Below are 24580 nucleotides of genomic sequence, written 5' to 3'. Positions count from 1 at the left end.
TGGATTGAAATTATGATGATCCGTTATGCTTCTTATTTTATCGCGGCGCTACTACCGTTATTGCTATTTCGTTGGTTTGCACCTGCGTCAATTGGTGAGATTGACTTTTGGTTACTATGGCTATTAGCCATGGTATTGGTTGCGCTGCCAGTTGTTTACGCTGAGATAGCGTTGGCCTATCGCAGTGTCGAAGGACCTCTAGCGGGTATGCAAAAGCTCACTCGTGAAGCAGATGTCAGTCCGATCTGGCGTAGCTTTGGTTGGTTAGCGGCACTGGTTTCTATAGTGATTGCAGCGTTGGTTATATCTGGTGCAAGTACAGGTATATTGTCTGCATTAACTGAGCTAAATAGCGTACCCGATGTACCGAGCTTTGCAATTGCTGCAGGACTAATGGTCATTGCGTTACTTTTAAGCTTGCTGGGTGTTGCGCCTTTACCTATTGGTTTGGGGTTGATGGTAATAGGGTTGCTGCTAGGGTTCGCAAACGGTGTACCCAATGCTGGTTTTGCTATGACTGATGTCAGTTTGACCGAATGGGCTCGCGCAGTCGCGTTAGCATTAGTCAGTGTTGGTGCAGGTACAGGATTATACTGGTTCGGTCAGAACTTGGTGAGTAAGCAAACAGTCACAGCAGTAGAAGCAAACAATCAGCAAGCAAAAAACAGAGCGGCTACTCGTGAGTACCGTGCAACCAAGTTAGTGTTACCGATTTGGGTATTGCAACTGCTGATAGGAGTAGTGGCTTTATTTACCAGTGGTATGTCGCTACCACCAATTGGACAGCTGTTATATTGGGGCGGGGTGTTATTTGTGGCTAGTTACTTGCTTCATTACAGCACGCAACAGTTAACGCACAAATTTGGATTAGTGGTTAGTTTGATAATCACTTTTGCTGTAGCGTTATTACTAGTGGTTGCGATTCCAACAGCATGGTTAGTTGGCATCTTGGTCATTATTAGTAGCATTGCTGTACTGTTATTATCAGTATTTGCGGGTTGGCAGATGAAGATTAGCCATCTACGCAAGTCGTTAAATTTTAGCAATGAAGCAGTTTATAACTTGTGGCGAGTAGCGATACGTTTAGTCGTACCATTAGCATTGCTGCTAGCATTGATAGGTTGGGTGATGCAGTGGTTGAGCTAACAGTCGAAGGTCGTGACAGCAGTGTGCCACAGTCTACGCAAGCCAATCTAATAACAGTATATCTGGCGTATGCTGAAGATGAGCAGCGCCAGCATTACCTAGCTTTGCAGGTCAAACAAGGTACTAGTTTATATGAAGCATTGGCGCAAGCAGGGTGGCTTGAGAAATTTGCAGAACTGGCAGAGTGGTGTGAGCAAGTAATAGGTATCACCACGCCAACTGCGAAACGTTGGCACGTAGGGATTTATGCACAGAAACAGCCATTAAGCTATTTGCTACAGCCTTTTGACCGTATCGAGGTATATCGCAGTTTAAGCGCTGATCCTATGTCTCAGCGCAAAAATAAATCTCGTAGCTAACCGTTAACTATCTAAGCCAATAGGTTTCGCTAACTATGATGCTGGCAGACTCTCAATACCTTCGATGCGCGTGACCAAACCATTATCATCAAAGTAAACAACTAAATGCTGGCTAGCGTTTTTGACATCTGCGATGCCTTTACGGCTACCTTCAGTGCCTGCTTTGTAGTCATAGATATAATCCCAGCGTTTAGGCTCAAGAGTATCTCGAATCGCAGGGCTGCCAAGAGTATAAAGAACTTGGTTTTGATTCATACCCACTTTTAGCTTCTGGGCTTGGGTTTGAGTAATCGCTGTGCCTTGCGGCAAATCAATCTTATAAACACTCAATAATGAGCAGCCAGACATAGCAATAGTAGCGCTAAGCATACTGGTGATAACGATCTTACGTAATGCGCTTGTGTGGCTTAACGGACGGAAATTTAATGTCTTTATCATGGTAAGATGACTCATAAGAAATGAATTAGGTGTGGCCAGCGTTAGGTCGTACCAGTCTGACCGACAATCTTGGACAAATGATACGTCATTTACTTGCAATTGCCTACCACTTACGACATTATTTACCAAACACAATCTGAATAGTTAGATTAATTATATTTTAAATTCATAGGCTTGCATCTCGATATTTAGAAAATAATAAGAGAGATGTCTGCGTAAGTTTCATCAGTTTATTATTAATCATTTACTTTATATTAAATAAAAATAATCTTTGTTGATTATTTATCTCATATTTTCTATTTGTTAAGGCTGTCACAGTCAAAAGGGATATTATGGCTTCTTTTACCAATCAAGATTTACGTAGAGCAGGACTCAAGGTCACGTTACCTCGTATCAAAATTTTAGAGCTATTAGAAAGCGCAGAGCTGCATCATATGAGTGCAGAAGAAGTATACAAGGCGCTTATCGAGCAAGGTGAAGACGTAGGTCTTGCCACTGTCTATCGTGTCTTAACACAGTTTGAGCAAGCAGGTATTGTTGAGCGTCATAACTTCGAAAACAATCTATCTGTATTTGAGATTACCCAAGAAGAGCATCACGATCATCTAGTTTGTGATGTGTGTGGCAAGATTATAGAGTTTCATAATGAAGTCATTGAAGAAGAACAACTAAAAGTAGCAGAAAAACATGGCTTTAAACTGTCTGGGCATTCTCTCGTGCTATATGGCATTTGCGCAGATCAAGCGTGTAGAGACAGCGCGAAGTAATTGTCTAGCGTATAAGTAGAAACGCTTATTTCTATCAGTACTACGATATCGAACAATAAAAGAAACCCTCGTTATTTATAACGAGGGTTTTTATATATGTCTATTCTGTATGGGAAACTCAATGACTTAGCTCACATCTAACGATAAACTATCAGCACCTTCATCTAAATTAGCCTTGCCGTTTTTGCTACTGAGCTTAATTTTGAGGCGTAGATCATTAGGGGAGTCGGCATGTAGAATCGCTTCTTTATACGTTATCTCTCCTTGTTCGTACAAATCAAAAAGTGCCTGATCAAAGGTTTGCATGCCACTGTCTCGTGAGCGTGTCATCACATCTTTGATTTCATGGACTTCCCCTTTACGAATATAGTCACTAATCAGCTGCGAATTTAGCAAGATTTCAATAGCAGCGCGTCGCCCTTTACCATCAGGTGTGGGGATAAGTTGCTGCGCGATAATAGCTTGGAGGTTCAACGACAAATCCATAAACAACTGGTTATGGCGACTGGTTTCAAAGAAGTGAATGATACGATCGATTGCTTGGTTAGCGTTGTTTGCGTGCAACGTTGCAAACACTAGATGGCCAGTTTCTGCGTACTGAATAGCATAGCTCATGACTTCACGGTTACGAATCTCACCGATTAAGATGACATCGGGTGCTTGGCGTAGCGTATTTTTTAGGCCTGCTTCAAATGAATGGGTATCGATACCAACTTCACGTTGGGTAATAATACAGCCGCGATGCTTATGGACAAATTCAATAGGGTCTTCTATCGTAATGATATGACCATGAGAGTTTTGATTGCGATGTCCTATCATTGCAGCAAGGGTAGTAGATTTACCTGTACCCGTTGCGCCAACTAATAGAATAATACCGCGTTTTTTCATGGACAGCTCTTTTAGTGCTGGCGGTAAACGTAACTCTTCGACCGTTGGAATGTTGTTTTCGATTTTCCGTAAAATCATTCCTGCCATATCACGCTGTATAAATGCACTGACTCGAAAACGTGCTTGCTGCGCCTCATCAGCAATAGCAAACTGACACTCATTGGTATCTTCAAACTCTTTTCGTTGGCTTGGCGTCATCACACCCTTGACCAACCTCATGGTTTGCTCAGCACTCAAGGGCGTTTTACCAACAGGCAATATCTTTCCATTTACTTTCATGGAAGGCGCTACATCAGCAGTAATAAAAAGGTCAGAGCCATTTTTATTAATCATTAACTGCAATAGTTTATCAATGTCCATATCGTACCTGCACTAGATGTAAATCGATTAAGAAAATATTTAAAATCATGCTGTAAAGTTCGTAAGTAGAAGGCTATTAAATAATAGTGGATATCACCAATTATTCACTTCTAATGGTCTCTCTATATATACTATAGAAACGCTTCAGGCTGTTTTGCATAAGGACGCGCCACATCTTTGCTAATAGTACCTTTGCCTACCAAGTTCTTTAATGTTTGATCGAGCGTAATCATGCCTTCGCCTGCACCAGTTTGAATAGCAGAATACATCTGAGCAATTTTATTCTCACGTATCAAGTTACGGATAGCGGGGGTACCTAACATGATTTCATGGGCTGCCACACGTCCACCTGCTTGACGACGTAACAGGGTCTGTGAAATAACGGCTTGCAATGATTCTGACAGCATCGCGCGAATCATGTCTTTTTCAGCAGCAGGGAACACGTCGATGACACGGTCAATTGTCTTAGCGGCTGAGCTAGTATGCAAGGTACCGAATACTAAGTGACCAGTTTCTGCTGCGGTCAATGCTAAACGAATGGTCTCAAGGTCACGTAGCTCACCGACCAAGATAACATCAGGATCCTCACGTAGAGCAGAGCGTAATGCTGGTTCAAAACCCAAAGTATCACGATGAACTTCACGTTGGTTAATCAAGCTTTTCTTTGATTCATGAACAAATTCAATCGGATCTTCGATAGTTAGAATATGCTCCTTACGGCTTTCGTTAATATAATCAATCATCGCCGCAAGCGTTGTCGATTTACCTGAACCTGTTGGGCCCGTTACCAGTACCACACCACGCTTAAAGTCAGAAACGCGTCTAAAGACATCGCCCATACCTAAGTCTTCCATCGTTAATACTTTGGAAGGAATGGTACGAAATACAGCGCCTGCACCGCGGTTTTGATTAAAAGCATTGACACGAAAACGTGCTAGATTAGGGATCTCAAAAGAAAAATCCGTCTCAAAAAATTCTTCAAAGTCAGCACGTTGTTTATCATTCATGATGTCATAAATAAGCTGATGCACAACCTGATGGGTCATCTCTGGCATATTGATACGTGTCATTTCACCGTCAACACGAATCATTGCCGGCATGCCTGCTGAAATATGTAAATCTGATGCCTTATGTTTAACAGTAAAACGCAGCAAATCTTCGATACTTAGATTATTTTTTTCAGCCATAATTTGATATTCCTATCACTTAGTTCGGGTAAAACAGAACACTACAAAAACACGTGGTAAACTATCTATCAGCAATTTCAACTGAACAAGAAACGTTGAAGAGATAACCAATTTTTTTACTATCGCTAGCACATTCAGTAGCATATGTTAAAGCATGTAACAATATCATAACAAGACTGTGAGTATTTAACCATCTACTAAGTTAATAAAACTCAAAATTAGTTTTAATAAAGATATTTTTATATGAATAATCTTTTATCAATCTTTATTAAACGATTCTGCATAAAATAGTCATAAATATCGAGTAATTATTTTTTGAAGAAGTTTTGGAAACCTAATAAGTATTAAAGGCCGAATATGAAAGAAAAAGATCAAAATATTGATGAAGTGACACTTATCGATAACTGGCAGCAAGTTCATAAGCAGATGAAGCAAGCGTGTGATCATGCTGACAGAAAGGCTAATAATGTTATGTTGTTGGCTGTTTCGAAAACGAAACCTACCGATATGATTGCAACTTTAGCAGAACAAGGACAGCGTGATTTTGGTGAAAACTATCTACAAGAAGCCATCGAGAAAATTACTGAACTTAAAGCTCAACCTGTAGGCAAGAGTATCGTTTGGCATTATATCGGTAGTATTCAACGTAATAAGACACGTGACATTGCAGAGCACTTTGATTGGGTGCAAACGGTTGAGCGCGATATCATCGCCAAACGATTGAATGACCAACGACCAGTTGACCTGCCACCATTGAATGTTTTGATTCAGTTAAATATCGATAACGAAGATAGCAAGTCAGGATGCCTGCCAGCCCAATTGCCAAAGCTGATAACAGCGATAAAAGGGTACGAGCGCTTACAACTGCGAGGTTTGATGATTATTCCTGCTAAAGCAAATACGGATGCCTTTGCTCGAACTAAGCAGTTGTTTGAAAAGGTCAAAGCCGACTATCCAGAGTTAAGTAGCTGGGATACGCTTAGCATGGGTATGAGTGGTGATATGGCAGAAGCGATAACAAACGGCACAACGATGGTACGTGTCGGTACAGCTATCTTTGGTCAACGTGCTTAAAACGATATAAATAGGCTAGTTAGGCATCCTTTAACTAGCCAGTAAATTAAATGACATCTTCTAATTTAGTGACTAGCATCTGCGTGATTTTAAGATTGTCAGTCGCAATAATCTCAAATCGATAATTGGCATATTCAATCGTGTCGGTCTTTTTAGGAATTTTTCGGAGCATATACATCATAAATCCACTGATAGTCTCGTAATTTTGACTGCGTGGTAAGTCGACAATATCTAATGCACGAATCACATCTTCGATAGGGGTCATGCCATCGATTAACCAGGAGTTGTCAGTGCGTTGGACGATAGGCTGTTCCTCTAGCGTTACCAACTCACCCATCACAATGCTCATCACGTCTTTTAAGGTGATAACACCAACGACTAGTGCATATTCATTCACGATGACCGCAAAATCAGCGCCAGTAGATTTAAACATTTCTAATACTTCAAATAGAGATAAAGTATCAGGCACGAAAAGTGCTGGTTTTAATAGAGTTTTGTTTGTCAGGCTAACTTCTTGTTGGTTCAAAACCAAAGCTAAAAAGCTGCGAGATTCCACATAACCAACGATATGCTCTAAATCGTCATCATGGCAGACTAAGAACTTATTGTGTGGCTGCTCAATCATTATATTCACGACTTCTTCGGTACTTGTCTTAGTATCGAAGTAAACGATATTTTCTCGAGGATTCATCACTGAGGTGACGGTACGCTCTTGCATATCAAAGATGTTTTCGATTAAGTGATGCTCTTGCTTCTTTAATACACCTGCTTCAGCACCTGCATCCATCACTGCATAAATATCTTCTGGTGTCATATCATCTTGACGTATGGTTGAGATGCCAAAGAGTTTAAACAGAATATTCGCAGCCCCATCGAACACCCATATAATGGGCTTTAGTATAAATATTAACAACATCATCGGGCGTACAAGCCGTACCGCTATCGTCTCTGCATTTGACATGGCCAAACGTCTGGGCATTAGGTCGGCAAGTAGTGAAAACAAACTCGTGATAAGTACAAATGATATAACCGATGCTATCGTTTCACTATTTAATAACTGCTTGAGATAAGGACTGATGGCTGATTCACCGACGGCACCAGCTGAAATAGCGACCGCATTTAGCACTATTTGTACGACGGTAATAAAACTTCCAGGATGCTCCTGCATATTAAGGACGTCAAGTGCGCGAACATCGCCTTCTTTTGCCATAATTTGGAGCTTGATTTTGCGGCCTGCAGCGATGGCAATCTCAGCAGCAGAGACAAAGGTACTTAAGGCAAGCAGTAAAAGAAGAAAAACACTAGCGGTTAGCAAACTCATGACGTACTCGAAAAAGAAATAAAGATAATTAAGGCAAAATCGTTGGTGAAACTGTGTGGAAAAGAATACGGCTAGGTATAAAAATTTTTGGTAGATAAAAACCAAAAAAGCTGGGCAAGCACCCAGCTAATAGTAAAAATTCGATATCTTGTAAAACTGGCTAACTAGTACCTCTCAACTTGTAAATGGAGAAGTTGAGAGGTGTGTAGTAATTAACCTTTGATTGACCACTTATTGACTAACGGATAACGGCGTTCACGTCCGAAAGCTTTGTGGCTAATCTTAGTACCGATAGGAGATTGCAAGCGTTTGTATTCGCTGTTGTCTACCATTTTGATGACTTTTGCGACCATCTCAGCATCAAAACCTTTATCGATAATTTCTTGATAACCCATGTCTTCATCGATATATGACATCAAGATACCATCTAATACATCGTAGTCAGGTAGGCTGTCCTGATCCTTTTGATCTGGACGTAGCTCAGCGGATGGCGGACGAGTAATGACACGCTCAGGGATGACAGGGGTGTCTTCTAAGCGGTTACGATAGCTTGCCAATTTATAAACTTGAGACTTGTAGACGTCTTTTAGGACATCGAAGCCGCCAGCCATGTCGCCGTATAGTGTTGAGTAACCAACCGCCAACTCAGACTTGTTGCCAGTCGTGATAACTAAATGACCGAATTTATTAGATAAGGCCATCAAAATAACACCGCGAGCGCGCGCTTGGATGTTTTCTTCAGTCGTATCTGCTGGCGACTTATTGAACAACGGCGCTAGCGTATGACGGATGCCTTCGACAGCGTCAAAAATAGGGCAGACGGTGTAAGAAACATTTAAGCGGCGCGCCTGTGCTTGAGCATCTTCTAGACTGATTTGAGAGGTGTACTCGTATGGCATCATAACTGCATATACTTTGTCAGCGCCTAAGGCATCAACAGCGATACAGAGTGTCAATGCTGAGTCAATACCACCTGACAACCCGACAATAATGCCAGAGAATCCTGAGTGGTTGACATAGTCGCGTAGACCGACGACTAACGCTTGATACATTTCAGACTCGCGGCTCAAGGTTAGAGGTGCTTTGGTCTGCTCGTTAAACTTCGCAGTTTTTACATCTAACGTGGCCAGTAGCAACTGGTTCATAAAGCGCGGCGCTTCATGAGCAATGCTACCGTCAGCTTGTACAGCCATAGAGCCACCATCAAACACTAGATCGTCTTGCCCGCCCACTGCGTTGACATAGACGATAGGTAGCTTGTTTTCACGGCTACGCTTGGCTAGCATGGTTTTGCGATTGTCTTGTTTTTCAATCTCAAAAGGTGAGGCATTTAAGCTTACGATTAAATCAGCACCTTGCTTTTTAAGCTCAGAGATAGGCCCTTTTTCCCACAAATCTTCACAGATAAGCAGACCAATAGTAATACCTTTATAGTCAAATAAAACTTGATTGCGACCTTTATCGAAGTAGCGACGCTCATCAAACACGCCATAATTTGGCAAAATTTGCTTATGGTAAAAGCCTTTTTGATGACCATTATGTAGGATGGCAGCAGAGTTAAAAGTACCGTGATGATCGACATGCGGATAGCCAACGATCATGACGATATCATCGATATCACTCAAAGTAGACAAAGCGCTTTTAACGCGACCTGACAAGCTTGGACGTAGCAATAAATCTTGTGGAGGGTAGCCTAACAGAGCTAGCTCTGGGAATACGATAACGTCAGCACCTTGTTCGCGTGCTTGTAATGCTAGGGTACGCATTTTTTCGACATTGGTTGCGATATCACCGACCAAAAAATGCGATTGAGCTAGGGCAAAAGTGACAGTATCTTGTGGTTTATTGGTCTTACTGGCTTCGTTTGAGGTGTTAGAGTTGGGGTTATCAGTGTCTTTTGACATTGTTATTGTTCCTATCGATATATTATTAAAATTTGGTGTGTCTGTATTGATTTTAAATAAAATCAAAGTAAATCCGAAATTAACTCAAAACTGCGATCTTGCATACAAAGCTCAAATATTGAGCTGATATGCTGAGTCTAAATCCCGTATAAGCCTTTATAAAAGACTTATTATTTTGCTCAAGTAACTCACTCTAAGTGATAGCGACACCCTAAAATTAGAACTTATGATAGTCTAAAAGAAGACGGTATAAGCAGGTGTTGAAATCTGGATCAGAGGATTCGATGTCTGTACGACGATGTAAATAAACATGTGCAAATAAACTTAACTACACTGAAAAGCTTAAAATAATTGCTTTAGTATAACATCAATTGTCGCGACAAATAGAACGCACCAGTGGATTCCCTTATAAGATAACAGTTTAAAAGCTGAACATAAAAGCAGTTTTCAATACATCATTTTTACACACTAAATTCATGCATTATGCGCTAGTCATTATCGTCGTCATCTAGTAAGCTTGCATAGACAAAGTTGTAAGTAAAGATTACAACAACGCGTTATATAATTCACACGCTTTATTGCATAATAAAGCGTGCTAACTGCATTTTTATTGTGTTATCTATGATAATAAATGGCTATGAATTTGTAGTATGGAGCTGAACACAGTCACACTATTTAATTGTCATGTTACTTAATCGTAATGCGAATTTATAAGTCCATAGCAATATAAGTCCGACGCAATGCTTTTTTGTATGATTCACAACTCTCGCTAATGGATATGGCTTATAGACAGTGTCTAAGAGCTGATATTCATCACACATTTATAAACTCGCCAGCAAAACTATCGTTTGCTGTCCGCTTTTGGTTTATACGCTATGATTGAAAACTGGACAAAAGAATTTATTATTCAACGCTTATTAGCAATTACGTTGCTAGTGGTGCTATTCGTATTGTGTTTTCAAGTGGTACAGTTTTTTATTGTACCAGCGCTGTGGGCAGCGATTTTGGCCTATGTAACTTTTCCTATTTATAATTTCTTCCATGAAAAAGTGAAGCTAAGCCCAGACTTTAGCGCCGCTATTATGACGGTGAGCATCTCACTGATAATAGGCGTGCCACTGGTCATCGGTGTGTTTATCTTACAGCAAGAAGCTTTGAGCTTGATCAGCAACTTGATTTATCGTATCAAGGTAGGTTACTTAGATGTGCCTGATTCTCTTAAAGATTTGCCTATCATCGGTCAGCAAGTCAAAGACGTACTATGGCGTATTAATAAAAACCCAGAAGGGACGCTAGAAGCTTTTCGAATTTGGGTTCAGTCGCATTTATATTATGGCAAAATAGCATTCGATGTGGTGTTCAGTAGTTTGGCCAAACTCGGTATGGCGTTAATGACGCTTTTCTTCTTTTACCGAGATGGCACCAGTCTGGTTCGGCAGATTCGCCAAGCGCTGCGTAATATCATCGGCAATCGCATCGACGGCTATATTGACTCTGTAGGTACAACTACGCGTGCGGTGGTATACGGCATCGGGCTGACGGCATTGGCTCAGGCTTTATTGGCTGGTATCGGCTATTACTTCGCTGGTGCGCCAAGTCCTATCTTATTGACCATTGTCACGTTTATTATTGCCTTGATTCCGTTTGGCACGCCATTCGTTTGGGGCGGTGTATCGATTTGGCTATTGAGTCAAGGGCATACTGCAGAAGGTATTGGTTTGGCACTGTGGGGTGTACTGGTGATTAGCTGGGTGGATAACTTGATTCGTCCTATCGTCATTAGCGGCGCGACCAAAATTCCTTTCATCATTATTTTTATTGGTGTACTGGGTGGTCTAACAGCGTTTGGCTTTGTTGGTTTGTTTATTGGACCTGTCGTATTGGCTATCGGGCTTGCGGTATGGCGCGAGTGGATATCGCAGCATAAGAATGAGATATTTGCTCAGCAAGAGGTTATGCTTTCTGACTCTCGTGCGATAGATCCTGTGCACGAACCAGAATAACGAGTCGCTAGCAAATACGATTTAAAAAATTATCGATAGAGACGATGAATAATGACAAATGAGAATATGGCAGAATCGACGAATAATAAGACTGATAAATTAAGTACAATTAAAAATATCACTATTTTAGCGGACAGCAACATCGCCAGTCTGAATGATTTTTTTAATGATTCTATGCTAGGTCAGCTGACTGAGCATAAGGTTGAGATTATTACTGTCGCTGGTCGAGATATCGATGCAGCGCTACTTGCCGAAGTGCAGCCAGATGTGCTGCTGATACGCTCGGTGACAAAAGTAGGTAATACTTTACTGGTTGATAATAACAGTGTGCAGTTTGTTGGGTCTGCGACTATTGGGACCGACCATGTAGATCAAGATTATCTAGCGTCTCGCAATATCACTTTCGCCAATGCGGCTGGTTGTAGCAAGCATTCTGTGGCTCAATATGTATTGACGGCTGTTTTCACTTTGCGTCCGCAGTATTGGCAGCAATCGGCGTCGTTAACATTAGGTATCATTGGTCTTGGTAATATCGGTAGTACGCTTGCTCAATATGCCTATGATTTGGGTTGGCAGGTGCTAGGTTATGATCCCTTGTTGCCAGCCTCTAAAACTAATAATGCTAGCTTGGAGCAGGTACTTAGCCAAAGTGACGTGGTTAGTCTGCATGTGCCTTTAACCAATGAAAAGAATGCGACGAATCCTAAAGGTAGTGATTACCCAACACGTCATCTTATCAACGTAGCTGCATTAGCAATAATGCCTGCTGATACAATGCTGATTAATAGTGCGCGAGGACCTGTAATTGAGGAAAGTGCGCTTGAAACAGACATTGAGCGTACTGGACGTCAAGTGGTGCTAGATGTGTTTGAGCATGAGCCAGAGATAGCAGTAAGCTTACTATCCAAACTTGCTATTGCCACACCACACATCGCTGGCTATACACTAGAAGGTAAGCTACGTGGCACACAAATCATTTATGACGCCTTGTGTGAAAAATTAGCGATACCTCCAGCTCAATCTATGTCTAATCTGCTACCGCTAAATATGTTCTTATGGTCTGAACTAAAATCATATCCAGACAGACTGCCAAAGTTTTATGACATCATGCAAGATGATGCCTCGTTGCGAAATAAAGCAGTTGATGGACAAGTAAATGGTGCTGACTTTGATGGTCTGAGACGTGATTACCACTTGCGCCGTGAGTGGCAGTTTTAATTAAACAAGATACTGAGCAACCAATTATTCATCAGTCGCAGTAGAGCCCAATGACTCAAGCAAATAACATTTCTTCGCAGCTTATTACTCCTAAGCCTAGCTACGCCCCAACCATGACACTTGCGATGGCACAACAACGCGCGCAATTCATTAGCAATATTCGGCAGTTTTTTACCAGTCGACAAGTGCTAGAGGTGCAGACACCGTTATTATCCCAAGCAGGCAATACAGACACTTTTTTACAGTCTGTAGCAGCTCATGTGACCTATCAAGACCGTCCACGCACTTATTATTTGCATACCTCGCCTGAGTTTGCGATGAAACGTTTATTAGCCAGCTGGCAAGTACCTATTTATCAGATTTGTCCTGTCTTTCGTGATAATGAAATAGGTACTCGTCATAATATTGAATTTACGATGCTCGAATGGTATCGACCTAATTATAGTCTGGACGAGATGGCAACTGAACTTAATGAGTTGTTAGAGACGCTCTATGGTCATTCAATTGTGATGAGCCATTATCGCTATGTCGATGCTTTTATGGATTATGTTGGCATACATCCGTTGACAGCGAGTTTAACTGCATTGCAAGCCGTGGCAGAAGATATGGGTTTGACAGGATTTGATTTTAATAATGCTGATGATAGCGAAGAAAACCGTCGTCAGAGCTGGTTAGATTTGTTATTCAGTCATGCCGTAGAGCCAAACCTAGGTCATGATTTGCCGACATTAATCATAGAGTATCCACCTGCGACCGCTGCACTAGCGAAGACAGCTATGGACAAAGACGGTAATAAAATAGCAAAACGTTTTGAGTTGTATATCAATGGCGTTGAGATTGCCAATGCTTATGATGAACTAGCAGATGGTCAAGCATTGCATGACCGTTTTGAACAAGACAATCAATTACGTGCGCGTCATAACCTACCTCAAATGCCAATCGATGAATATCTATTAGATGCATCCAATGATTTGATGCCATGTAGCGGTATCGCAGTCGGTATGGATAGATTGCTAATGGTGTTGACAGGTGCAAGCAGCTTGGAAGAAGTCATTCCTTTTCCCAGTGGGCAAGCATAATTGAATGAGCTTCTTTTAGATTAGCTGTAATCTAAATACATAATAAAAAGGTCGTTGCCGATTTACCAATTAGATATTGGCGAATCGATAACGACCTTTTGTATTGGCTGCTTTTAAAATCTAGCGTCTACAACCAATTTTGCTAATACTAAATTTATTTATACCGTAGCAACTGCTTCATTGATATCGATATCACCATTATGTAGATTGAAGACTTTGCCTATGGTGTTATCTGTGGTTAGCACCGCGGCTAGCGTTGTCGCTACATCTTCGATGGCATTCTCACCAGAACTGGTATCATTAATAGTAATTTTACCAGTGCCTGCGCGCTCTTTTAGTGCGCCTGGCTGTACGATAGTGTAATCCAGCGAGCTGTTATTCACTAACCAGTGATCTGCGTAGTGTTTAGAGATGTAGTATTCTTTTAGATCTGCAATACCAGGGTTTTCGTCCCATTTGTCAGTTTCTAATGAAAAGACTGAGCTCAGCATAATATAACGTTTAATGCCTTTATCTTGTGCAGCCTGCATCGTTTTCACGGCACCGTGCAAATCAACTTCTAAGACATTTTTGCCACCAGATCCTGCTACAAAGTAAACAGCCTCGATATCCTGATCTAGTTGTTTTTCAATAGAGTCTTTACTGGCTGTAATGTCTAGATCTAGCTGGGTGTAATTGTCATTATCAAATAGTTTTTCTTTCTGACGAGTCGTGCCAATAACTTGATGGTCATCAGCCAATAACTGCTTAACCAAATCACCGCCCACTCGACCACTTGCACCAACGACTAAAATTTTCATAATCATTCCTATTCTTATTTAAATGCTATTGTTTGAATTATTCAGTAAGTTTATTTATCTTAAAAACCGAATATAGAGTAACAAAGATAGGTAGCACGCTTCGTTATAAAGCGTGCTGATTGAATAGTGTTTGGTTATAGAGTGTATACCGTTTGCAAGGAAGCAAACGTTGGCTAGATAATGTTACTTAATAGAAGACAGGATGGGTAGGCGTCAGATAGAACGATAAAAAATACTAACGGACCAAGCGATTAAGCCCATCGGCAAAGGCTTTTTTATCTCGATCGCCGTAGGGTTTCTGACCGCTCATTTCCTGTAACTCTAGGACGCCAGTACCACGCATGGTGTCCATAAAGTCGCGCATATTGAGCTTTTGCTTGATGTTGTTCTTATCGTAGACCACGCCGCGCGTCGTCAATACCATACCACCTTTGTCCAAAATGTCATTGGCCAAAGGAATGTCGCTAGTGATAGCTAAGTCACCAGCCTGTATCTGCTCGACGATATAATCATCAGCTTTGTCGAACCCTGATGGCACGACTGTCATGACAAGTAAGGGCGACTTGCGTAGCTTAATCGGCTGATTGGCCACAAATATAGCCATGGTCTTGGTACGTTCAGCCGTTTTAATAATCAAGTCTTTGGCAATCAATGGTACCGAGTCTGCGTCCACCCAAATCTGCATTATTTTTTGGCCTTCTCAGATTTTAATGGAGTAGCAGTCAGGCTGTCTGTTTGGCTATCTTTAGTGTCTAGTTCACCAGCTGTGGCATCGCTTTGAACACTGTTCTGAGCACTGTTTTTAGCATTACTCTTAGCATCGACGTCTGCTTTACTAGGCTGAGTATCTACACTTGCATACTCTTTATCCAGACCAACCTTGTTTGGCAATATAGCAACCAGTTTTGCCATAGCAGGCTCTAAATCAGTCACGTCATTAGGCATCAAAGTGATATGAGCAATCTTGCGATCGTCACGCTCAGCCTTATGATAGCTATGATAATGAGCGCCATCAATATTTAATACTGCACTGATATCAGGATATTGACCCAGTACATTCACCATAATCGCAGGATGCACGTTGTCTGTATCGCCTAATGGCAAGTTAACCACGGCACGGATATGATTCTCAAACTGACTGGTAATAGCGCCTTCGATACTCCAGTGTCCAGAGTTGTGAACCCGTGGTGCGATCTCATTCGCCAATATCGCGTTATGACCGCGAGCATCTTTGGTGACGAATAATTCAAGCGCCATAACCCCGACATAATCCAAGTGATTCATGACTTTGGTGATAGCATCTGTTGCTTGCTGAAACAGGTGACTCGTGCCAACAGCAGGTGCTTGAGTTTTGGCCAAAATACCATGGTGATGATGGTTTTCGACCAAGTCGTAACAGCGTACCTGACCGTTTTGCGCTCTTGCTGCAATGATAGAGACTTCACGGCTAAAGTTAATAAAACCTTCAGCAATTAACGGCGCAGGTGTTGGCGTAAGTGAGCCTTTACCACTGACAGCGTCCTTTAAATCTAGCCAAGCAGCTTTAATATCACTGTCTTGCTTGATAACGAACTGTCCTTTGCCATCGTAACCACCTCGGCTGGTTTTTAGAACGATAGGCAGTCCTAACTCTTTACAAGCGTGCTTGAGAGCAGCTTCAGAATTTACTTCCATAAATGGCACGGTTGCGATATCAAGTGTGTTGAACATCTGCTTTTCTTTTAGACGATCTTGAGCGATATCAAGCGCAATCAGCGGTGGGAACATGCCTTGCTTGCTGCCAGATTTTGACAAGCTAACCAGTTGCTCGACCGTAGACGTTGGTGTGTTTTCAAACTCTAAGGTAAATACGTCCGCTGCTGCGATAAAGTCTTCTAATTGGTCGCTATGAAAGACACGGCCATATAAGCTAGCAGGGCATTCTGGATTGTCTTCTAAGAATACGCATTGGTAACCCAATGGCATAGCGGCTTCGGCAAGCATCATACCAAGCTGACCACCGCCTAAAATACCGATGGTACGAATGGTTTGGGTAACAGGATAAGCGTTTGCTGTAGTCATGGCAGGCTCTTTGAATAAAAGTGAATAAGGTGTTTGGGCTATTAAAATCTAAAACTCAATGGGTGAAAATAGGAAAAGGTGCACTGTATGCACCTTATCTCTACTCGGAATTGCTTAAAAATATACAGTGATAGCTTCAATCGTTAAGCTATAAATATAAAAGACGCTGCTATAAAAGCCGATCGACTTACATCTACCTAAGGATTGATAATACCTGGTGTTGGGCTAGCAAGAATAGTCTCAGTCTGAGACTGGCGCATCTGATCGAGCTTAGTAGCAATCGTATCATCATGCAATGCCAGTACTTGAATTGCAAGTAGGGCAGCGTTATAAGCACCAGCAGCACCAATCGCCAAAGTGCCAACAGCGACGCCTTTTGGCATTTGTACGATAGACAGTAGACTATCCCAACCACTCAGCATAGATGACTTTACAGGGACACCAAAGACAGGTAGCGGCGTTTGACTGGCACACATGCCTGGCAGATGAGCGGCACCGCCTGCACCAGCAATGATCACTTGTAGACCATTATCTTTTGCGCTTTTAGCATAATCAAATAATCTATCAGGCGTACGGTGTGCAGAGACAACTTCACAATCAAAAGCAATGTTAAAGTTTGCAAGCAATTGCGCAGCAGCACTCATAGTTGCCCAGTCAGACTGCGAACCCATGATAATGCCGACTTTTGGCTGACCAGCAGGGGAGGTGATTGGACCGTTCTGGTTAGCAGCAGTATTCGTGGTGCTCATGATTGGATATCCTCAAAAAGACCATCATACAAAAATTTTGCTACACTCGTAAAGCCAAGTTTGACTTTTAATACTTGTATGGCTCTAATTGTATTGATATCACGATTTTATATATGTTTTTCATCGTGATAATGCTGAACAAAGTGATTGGCTGTCAATGGTAATGGTTGTTCGGTATCTAACTGGTAGCAGGTCAAATAACCGCTATCCACTGCTGCAGAGTAGTCGGTACAGGCAACTTGCGGGCTGAGTGGCTCAGGGGTGCCAGTGAGCCAATAATGCCCGACAAACACAGGTTTATGAGTTTTTAGCGCAAAGTCAATATTTTCAGCCAGTGCGTCAGGCGGTATTTGTGCCAATGCGGACGATGGAGCACGAGACACTTCACGCAAGGTACGTGTATTTAGCTCATCTAACCACCAGCGTACTCGCACTCGCGTACGCTCAGTACCTTCTTTATCTACCATCACAATACCATCAGGTAAGCCTGTTTCAACCCCTTTTAACACTCGCTCTAAAGCGTCAAAGGCGATGGTATCTTCTTTAGCCGTCGCGATTAAACCTGCTGGAGTCAGACAGTTATCGTCAGTCAGAAGAGGCTTTAGTATTGCCATGCTATCTGTATCCCAGCAAGCATGTACAAAACAGGCGTAGTCGGTCTCAATCCATAATGGAATTTCGTATAGACGCTGCAACCAGTACTCATGTTGCTCTGAGCCAAATGGTATCTCTGCTAAAAACGCCTCGTGTTGGCGTCTGTGGATATCATTGTGCGAGCGTAAATACTGGCTAGTATTATCAGGATCAAGCGTAGCATATGCCAACGCGTTATATTCATGGTTGCCCATCACTGCATCGGCCACATCGGCATCTAGCATCGCAAAGACAATCTCTAGCGTGGCTAGTTGCTGCGAACCACGATCGATCAAATCACCGATGAACAAAGCCCTATGACCTGTCGGTGGCACGAAATGCTGACCGTTATGCTCATAGCCCAACTGATGCAGCAGACCAACCAGTTTGTCTGCATAACCATGTATATCACCGATAATATCTATAATCATAATGTATTACTAAATCTCAAATGTAGAAGTGTACCGTGTACAAAATAGAGTTTATAAAATATAACTGTGTTTAAAATGATAGCTTCATGGTACGTAAAAATGTCTAAAATCCCGGTGATAGTAACGCATTGATAAAATGCGGTAGTACTTTTGGTTCCAAAACAATCGTAGCGATAACACCAAATGCGCCGCCCCACATATGAGCCATGTGATTGATGTTTGAGCCACCGCGTCGATCAGCATAGATACTATAAAATATATAAGCGACGGCAAATAGTATCGCAGGAATAGGAATCACGGCAAAGAGATAAATCCTCTCCCATGGTGCTAACAGAATAAAAGCAAACAGCACAGCCGATACGCCACCTGATGCGCCTAGACTCAAATAACTGGCGTTGTTCTTATTTTTCACGTAACTTGGAATCATGGCAACGATAATTGCCAATACATAAAAAACCACAAAACCGTAGCCGAATAAAAACGGCTGATATAGTCCTTCAATAGCACGCCCAAAGAAATACAAAGTAAACATGTTGAAGAGCAAATGCATACTATCAGCATGGATAAAGCCATGGGTCACAAAGCGATCCCATTGCCCATTGTTAACTGCTGGTGGGTAAAAAATCAATCGATTAAATAGCACCTTGTTTTGCCAAGCCAATAAGCTGACAATAACGGTAATAATGATAATAAGCGTCGTATGGTTTAACAAAGGAAAATCCTTAGGCCGTGCCTGATATGTGACAATGTTACAAATGACAAGCTACAAATGACAAGCTACAAATGACAATATTCAAAGCCTAAGCGTTACGGCTGATTAAAAAATAAGTTTGACGTCTGATCCGTATTAAGTACTAACCATTAGCAATAGACTAATACTAACAGCAGTTGCGATAACGCGAATACCTATTGTGTGACAAAACGATGCTTTTTTATGCGGTTATAGTGAATAATGTAGCAGTGTACCATGCAACATAAGTGAAACTTTTAGAACGTAGCTAATGAAGACACCAGTAACTAATGTAATGTTCAGACTAGTTACAAGTGCTACCACTGATAAAGAAGTAATATACCCAAGCGACATGGATAAAAATAAAATAAGTGCTTAATCTTGCACATTCAAATAAGGCTGATAGAGGCAGTGGAATATGAACATTATTGACCAGCTAGAACAAACGGTAACCCCAGCTGTAATGGGTAATGATGACAGCAATAATGTCGCCTATGTCAGTTTACTTGAGCAGTTTTATGCTGTTTTGGCCGCGCGCCTAGCTGTGCCACAGGTTTACTCACAGCTGCTGCGCACTGATCAAGTAATCACTAGCAGCAACAATGAAAGCCCTTTATTTGAACAAATATGGCAAGATAAAAGCCTGCAAGAGACTATCGTCCAAGAGTTGTCAGCCACCCATCACATTGATGAACAGACAACTGAGCAATTACTAATTAGTGCTACCCCATTGGCATATCGTGAGCTAAAAGTATTGGCCAAAGGGCAGTTCTTGCCAGCATTTTTACAAGAAAAGCAGGCTGCTTTACGTCCATATTTACCTATCTGGGCAGCCACTTTGATTACGGCTACTCAAAGTGTGGATCAGCAAGTACAAACAAGCTTCAATTCAGATAATGACCATATGCCAGTAAGTGACGACATATCGAATAGAATTGACGATTCTACTTTAGATACTGGCATAGCTAGCATAGTCACACCAATAACGAACACTGATGCAGAAAGTATAGAGCAAATATCAACTGCTGAGCGTGCAAACACTGAAGCATTAGATGACAATACGATTGCCAGTAGTGATGCTATTCATGCTAATCCAGCAGCCTACCATTTGGCAGAAAACAGTAATTTGAAGCGTGCACAGGTGCGTACTCGCAATCAACGAAATGATCTACTAATACGTGTGTTTTTATTAATAGTAGCCCTAGCCGCGCTTGCACTAGCAGCATGGGCATTGTTAGTGAAACCCAATAATGAAATACCAGTAGAACCTGTGGCCGCAGCACCTGTTGAACCACCGCCAGCACCCGTGCCTCCTGTACCAACAACGACTCCTGTTGAGCTTATTGTCGGTGTAGACAACGGCGGTAATTTGTACACTTGTAGTGCGACCGTTGGCGATGCTGCGCTACAAAGCACGTTGCAACAGGCACTTAATACAAGTTTTGGCGAGCAGGCAAGTATTTGTGAATTAAACATACAGGATGGAGTAGCAACCACAATCGCTAATATGCCTGCGGAGACACTGCCTAATGTCTTGACGATGCTACGATCAACACCGTTTGCACGTTTACATGTGCAAAACGACCGTCTCACTCTGGAGGCGCCAGACAATATACTGCTACAAAAACTGGTCACAGAAGTACGCAACTTAGTACCAGCGATGGTAGTCGAGAGTACAGCGCCACTGCCGTTGCCTGATAATAGCAACATTGGTGATGATACGAACAACATGGCAAACGCAAATAATCAGTTTGTAGATGACGGGGCGGGGATTAATAATCAATACAACAATAATGGGGTAAATAGTAACTCTGGCGAATACCAAGCATCAGATGATGATACTGGAGATCGTGTGATACCAACTCCTTTGCCTAACAATAATAGCTTTAATAATGCGCCCAACAATCTGCCTACCAATGGCGCGAGTAATATTCCCAACAATTTTCCTTCGAATAATCAAACGACCAGACCGCCAGGCCCTTTTTCACCTTCAGAAGTGGATGAGATGGCAAACACGGTTATCGTTGCTGAACCAGCTCAAGTTAGATAGTTTTTATAAGGCACGCTATTTCATAGGGTGTGTCTTTTTATATGGCCTATCTTTTCATGTAGCCTGGCTGTAGTTACGTGTGCCAACCGAAACATTACTTACTGTATCATTTGCACAACAACGTACAGACTGTGAATAGCAGCTTAAGAATTTTATAATAATCAAAACCAAATAAAGTAGTTTGATGGATTTATCGCCACCATGACTACTATGACGATTGAATACAAAAGAATGAAATAGCTGCTTTTTGAGCAAACGAATGATATAAATAAAAATTAAGGGGAGAGCCATATTATGGATATTATTAGCCACTTGACACGCACCGTCAGCCCAGCCGTATTGGAAGATGACCGTAGCCCAGCTAAGAAAAATCTACTAGAACAGTTTTATGCCATTTTTGCTGCTCGTCTTGCAGACAACGATACTTTTAGCCGCTTTGCTAATGAGAACATTGCCCGTGACGACAATGCTTTTTATGACCGTGTATGGACAGAAGGAGCACACCGCGACCAAATCTCTCGCGAATTGGCAGGCAAGCATAATGTCGATGCAACCACTTCACGTGGTCTGATTGCGATGGCAGCGCCCCTAGCTTTTCATGAGATAAAAAGCTTAGCAGGTACCACGCCCGTTCCGCAATTTTTGAATGACAATCTGAACAGTTACCAGCATCATATCCCTGCATGGGCAGGTACTGTTTTGCCTGCTAGTACAGTTGCTGCTACTTCTACTGCGGCTGGCACACCGATTTCTGATACCACCAGTACAGCGCCACTACAAAAAGAAGAAGAGCCAAAAGAGAGCTTTATGAAAGCGCTGCTACCTATTATTGGTTTGATTATCTTAGGTGCATTGGCTTGGGCACTACTCAGAGGCTGTCAAGAAAACCCTGAACCTGTAGCAACACCAGCGGCTACAGTGCAGCAAGGGGCACAAGGTAATGAGGCATTAGCGGTTGCAGGCGCAATTGAGCTTGCATCACTGAGTATCGCAACTGGTGAAAATAGCGAGCTGTATGCTTGTCGTATGAGTGTAGGTGATGAGACATTACAAACCAATGTTATGAATGCTTTGACTGGTGCATTTGGTGACGAAGCTAATAAATGCCGTGCTGACGTTGATGATAATTTTGCAGTAGATATGCCAGCATCTGCTCAGTTGGCAACGATATTACCAATTATCAAAAATGTACCGAACGCGAGCATGATTATCAAAGGCGATAACATCACTGTTAATGCTCCTGATAAAGCCGCGTTGGACAAGTTGGTTGCTGACCTACAAGCAGCTGCTCCTGCTATGACGGTTCAAGCTGAAGGTCCATTAGATTTGCAAGGCGAGATTGATGATAGTCTAGCTGCTGCAGATGTGGCGATGACCAATCTGGGTGAAAACCCAGATCCACGTGATGTTGCCCGTGCTTTAAGTATTCAGGTGATTAACTTCCAAGTAGATGAAGCGGTTATACCTGAAGTCAATAAGGCGCTGCTAGACCGTGCTGCAGAAATCATCAATAACGTACCTGACATGAAGCTAATGATTGTCGGTCATACGGACAGTCAAGCCTCTGATACCTATAATATGGAGCTGTCTCAGGAGCGTGCTGAGTCAGTGAAAGCGTATCTAGTGTCTAAAGGGGTTGATGCCAGTAAACTAACGACCAAAGGCATGGGCGAATCAGAACCAGTCGCAGACAATTCAACTGAACAAGGTCGCTTCCGCAATCGCCGTATTGAATTTATGGTCAATGACGAGGTTGTTAGTGCAAATGATGGCATGATGATAAACAGTGATTCGCTAGATCCAGATATGAACCCATTAGATAGTAATAATGATGATTTGTTACCAGATGGCGATGACGCTACCCAAGGTACTGCGATAGACCCAAGCAATTAATCTACAGATTCTTATTTTGATTATAGTTAGACTATAGTAGCTAAATGACAAAAACCGCATCTTATAAAGGTGCGGTTTTTTGCATGCTGTTCGATGATAGTTAAGTAAGCTATTATTTATACAGAGTAGGATCTGTCGATTCTTTAGCAGTCTGAGCATCAGCTTGGGCATTAAAAAAAGTCTGAGTAACATTTTGCTTGGCTTGCTGCCAGTATTCAAACTGCTGGCAGGTAGATTCAAGATCGCCTTGCCATGTTGGGATGTTGCCGCGCATGGTTTTGATACGTTGCTGGTTAGGGTAAGGCAGATCTTGCGCAGCTTTAGCCGCCTCATGAGCAGCCACACGGTCGTTGCACACGAGAGCAACATCACAACCAGCATTAATGGCCGCTTTTACGCGAGCACTGACATCACCAGCCGCCTTTGCACCTGCCATCGATAAATCATCAGAGAATAGTACGCCATCAAATTTAAGTTCATCTCGAATGATATCTTGTAGCCAAACTTTGGAGAATCCTGCTGGCTTGTCGTCTACTTGCGAAAATATCACATGTGCTGGCATAAGAGCGTCCAGACTATGTAGTGTTTGAGCAAAAGGTTGCATATCGCTATTGATGATTTCATCTAAGCTACGCGTATCGATGGCTTCTGATACGTGCGAGTCAGGAGCGATGGCACCATGACCGGGGAAGTGTTTACCAGTGGTTGCCATACCAGCCGCTTTCATTCCGCGCATGAATTGTGTTGCAAGCGCAGTGATGGCTTGCGTCTCATGATGAAAGCTGCGATCACCGATAACTTGGCTAATACCATCTCTATCCAGTACGGGTGCAAAGCTCAAATCGATTCCTACGGCTAGCACTTCAGCCGCCATTAGATAACCGCAATCGTAGGCGCAGCTGAGTGCTTGGCTCGGGTCTTGATTGAATAGCTCACCCAATCGACCCATAGCAGGTAGGGGCGTGAAACCTTCACGTAGCCTCGCGACTCGTCCACCTTCTTGGTCCACACCAATAAGTATGTCTTGGTTGTGATAACGTATATCGTCGCACAGTGCTCTAACTTGGGCCGCATCTGTGACGTTACGACCAAACAATATTACTCCGCCGACCTGTGCTTGTTTAATCAAACTGACATCTTCAGCGGTCAGAGCGGTACTATCGATATCTATCATTAAAACGCCGTACATCGTGTGTTCCTTATTATTTTATATATGGTTATATTATGAATGTGACTGACTATGCCTGTCTTATCACTTATCAGTCATTGTTCAAATATCTTATTATGACAGTTATTATTAATTGAGCATAATGTGGCAGATTATTAGGGTCAAATCAATTTGCTAATAGCCATTAGATTCAGTCATCAAATCGATGTTTATAGCCCTCAATTACTATGTATGATAAAAGTGATAGAAAGTTTGGTATGTACAGGTGTAGCGTGTAAGATTGCTTATACAGTTTGAGACAGTTCGGTATTTATGCGCGTG

General features: G+C 42.1%; 21 protein-coding genes. 9 read left to right on the top strand and 12 right to left on the bottom strand.

Features of this window, described 5'->3' with window-relative positions:
- The first annotated feature begins 12 nt into the window (after window positions 1-12).
- Together V6252_RS06725 and V6252_RS06720 are read left to right on the top strand one after the other, a co-directional pair.
- Window positions 13-1146, top strand: a complete 1134-nt coding sequence (locus V6252_RS06725) for a hypothetical protein (RefSeq protein WP_341609828.1) — start codon at window positions 13-15, stop codon at window positions 1144-1146.
- The gene (locus V6252_RS06720) at window positions 1134-1505 is read left to right on the top strand and encodes an RnfH family protein (RefSeq protein WP_341609827.1); all 372 of its coding nucleotides are present in this window, start codon (window positions 1134-1136) and stop codon (window positions 1503-1505) included. Before V6252_RS06725 ends, V6252_RS06720 begins: the two co-directional genes overlap by 13 nt.
- 33 nt (window positions 1506-1538) lie before the next feature.
- Here V6252_RS06720 and V6252_RS06715 read toward each other — a convergent pair whose 3' ends face one another.
- Window positions 1539-1958: an outer membrane protein assembly factor BamE gene (locus V6252_RS06715; protein WP_102078086.1), complete on the bottom strand. Its 420-nt coding sequence runs from the start codon at window positions 1956-1958 to the stop codon at window positions 1539-1541.
- A 317-nt stretch (window positions 1959-2275) separates the two neighbouring features.
- Between V6252_RS06715 and fur the strand changes: the two genes are divergently transcribed.
- Window positions 2276-2710 carry a ferric iron uptake transcriptional regulator gene (gene fur / locus V6252_RS06710; protein WP_057758249.1) on the top strand — a complete coding sequence of 145 codons (435 nt, stop codon included), beginning with the start codon at window positions 2276-2278 and terminating at the stop codon, window positions 2708-2710.
- 126 nt (window positions 2711-2836) lie between these two features.
- Here fur and V6252_RS06705 read toward each other — a convergent pair whose 3' ends face one another.
- A complete protein-coding gene (locus V6252_RS06705) occupies window positions 2837-3958 on the bottom strand; it encodes a PilT/PilU family type 4a pilus ATPase (RefSeq protein WP_114701246.1) in 1122 nt (373 codons plus the stop codon).
- A gap of 131 nt (window positions 3959-4089) precedes the next feature.
- Window positions 4090-5145, bottom strand: a complete 1056-nt coding sequence (locus V6252_RS06700) for a type IV pilus twitching motility protein PilT (RefSeq protein ID WP_296209488.1) — start codon at window positions 5143-5145, stop codon at window positions 4090-4092.
- A gap of 357 nt (window positions 5146-5502) precedes the next feature.
- Between V6252_RS06700 and V6252_RS06695 the strand changes: the two genes are divergently transcribed.
- Window positions 5503-6219, top strand: coding sequence for a YggS family pyridoxal phosphate-dependent enzyme (locus tag V6252_RS06695; protein WP_341609826.1), 717 nt, complete (start codon window positions 5503-5505; stop codon window positions 6217-6219).
- Between the two features lie 46 nt (window positions 6220-6265).
- Here V6252_RS06695 and V6252_RS06690 read toward each other — a convergent pair whose 3' ends face one another.
- Window positions 6266-7540 (bottom strand): hemolysin family protein, encoded by a 1275-nt coding sequence (locus V6252_RS06690; protein WP_341609825.1) that lies wholly within the window; start codon window positions 7538-7540, stop codon window positions 6266-6268.
- A gap of 212 nt (window positions 7541-7752) precedes the next feature.
- On the bottom strand, window positions 7753-9444 hold the full coding sequence (locus V6252_RS06685; RefSeq protein ID WP_341609824.1) for an NAD+ synthase: 1692 nt from the start codon (window positions 9442-9444) through the stop codon (window positions 7753-7755).
- An 875-nt stretch (window positions 9445-10319) separates the two neighbouring features.
- On the opposite strand from V6252_RS06685, the gene V6252_RS06680 reads away from it, so the two are divergent.
- The 3 genes from V6252_RS06680 to epmA all read left to right on the top strand — a co-directional run bounded on the left by V6252_RS06680 (window position 10320) and on the right by epmA (window position 13744).
- Window positions 10320-11447: an AI-2E family transporter gene (locus tag V6252_RS06680; RefSeq protein ID WP_201548554.1), complete on the top strand. Its 1128-nt coding sequence runs from the start codon at window positions 10320-10322 to the stop codon at window positions 11445-11447.
- A gap of 108 nt (window positions 11448-11555) precedes the next feature.
- Window positions 11556-12665: a 4-phosphoerythronate dehydrogenase gene (locus tag V6252_RS06675; protein ID WP_341609918.1), complete on the top strand. Its 1110-nt coding sequence runs from the start codon at window positions 11556-11558 to the stop codon at window positions 12663-12665.
- 50 nt (window positions 12666-12715) lie between these two features.
- Window positions 12716-13744 (top strand): EF-P lysine aminoacylase EpmA, encoded by a 1029-nt coding sequence (epmA, locus tag V6252_RS06670; RefSeq protein ID WP_341609823.1) that lies wholly within the window; start codon window positions 12716-12718, stop codon window positions 13742-13744.
- A gap of 158 nt (window positions 13745-13902) precedes the next feature.
- On the opposite strand, the gene V6252_RS06665 is transcribed toward epmA, so the two are convergent.
- The 6 genes from V6252_RS06665 to V6252_RS06640 all read right to left on the bottom strand — a co-directional run bounded on the left by V6252_RS06665 (window position 13903) and on the right by V6252_RS06640 (window position 19130).
- Window positions 13903-14544, bottom strand: a complete 642-nt coding sequence (locus V6252_RS06665; RefSeq protein ID WP_341609822.1) for an NAD(P)H-binding protein — start codon at window positions 14542-14544, stop codon at window positions 13903-13905.
- A gap of 235 nt (window positions 14545-14779) precedes the next feature.
- Complete coding sequence (locus V6252_RS06660) at window positions 14780-15229, bottom strand: YaiI/YqxD family protein (RefSeq protein ID WP_102093310.1); 450 nt, start codon at window positions 15227-15229, stop codon at window positions 14780-14782.
- A complete protein-coding gene (locus tag V6252_RS06655; RefSeq protein ID WP_341609821.1) occupies window positions 15229-16605 on the bottom strand; it encodes a 5-(carboxyamino)imidazole ribonucleotide synthase in 1377 nt (458 codons plus the stop codon). The genes V6252_RS06660 and V6252_RS06655 overlap by 1 nt, the downstream gene beginning before the upstream one ends.
- 197 nt (window positions 16606-16802) lie before the next feature.
- A complete protein-coding gene (purE, locus tag V6252_RS06650; RefSeq protein ID WP_341609820.1) occupies window positions 16803-17354 on the bottom strand; it encodes a 5-(carboxyamino)imidazole ribonucleotide mutase in 552 nt (183 codons plus the stop codon).
- Between the two features lie 107 nt (window positions 17355-17461).
- The gene (locus tag V6252_RS06645; RefSeq protein WP_341609819.1) at window positions 17462-18418 is read right to left on the bottom strand and encodes a metallophosphoesterase; all 957 of its coding nucleotides are present in this window, start codon (window positions 18416-18418) and stop codon (window positions 17462-17464) included.
- Between the two features lie 103 nt (window positions 18419-18521).
- On the bottom strand, window positions 18522-19130 hold the full coding sequence (locus V6252_RS06640; protein ID WP_341609818.1) for a rhomboid family intramembrane serine protease: 609 nt from the start codon (window positions 19128-19130) through the stop codon (window positions 18522-18524).
- A gap of 436 nt (window positions 19131-19566) precedes the next feature.
- Between V6252_RS06640 and V6252_RS06635 the strand changes: the two genes are divergently transcribed.
- Both V6252_RS06635 and V6252_RS06630 read left to right on the top strand, forming a co-directional pair.
- Window positions 19567-21198, top strand: coding sequence for a hypothetical protein (locus V6252_RS06635; protein WP_341609817.1), 1632 nt, complete (start codon window positions 19567-19569; stop codon window positions 21196-21198).
- Between the two features lie 294 nt (window positions 21199-21492).
- Window positions 21493-23091, top strand: coding sequence for an OmpA family protein (locus V6252_RS06630; protein WP_341609816.1), 1599 nt, complete (start codon window positions 21493-21495; stop codon window positions 23089-23091).
- Between the two features lie 112 nt (window positions 23092-23203).
- Here V6252_RS06630 and nagZ read toward each other — a convergent pair whose 3' ends face one another.
- Window positions 23204-24280 carry a beta-N-acetylhexosaminidase gene (nagZ, locus tag V6252_RS06625; protein ID WP_341609815.1) on the bottom strand — a complete coding sequence of 359 codons (1077 nt, stop codon included), beginning with the start codon at window positions 24278-24280 and terminating at the stop codon, window positions 23204-23206.
- Window positions 24281-24580 lie beyond the last annotated feature (300 nt).

The sequence above is a fragment of the Psychrobacter proteolyticus genome, from assembly GCF_038155145.1.
Taxonomy (GTDB): Bacteria; Pseudomonadota; Gammaproteobacteria; order Pseudomonadales; family Moraxellaceae; genus Psychrobacter; species Psychrobacter proteolyticus_B.
This window is presented reverse-complemented; position numbering and strand designations above follow the sequence as displayed.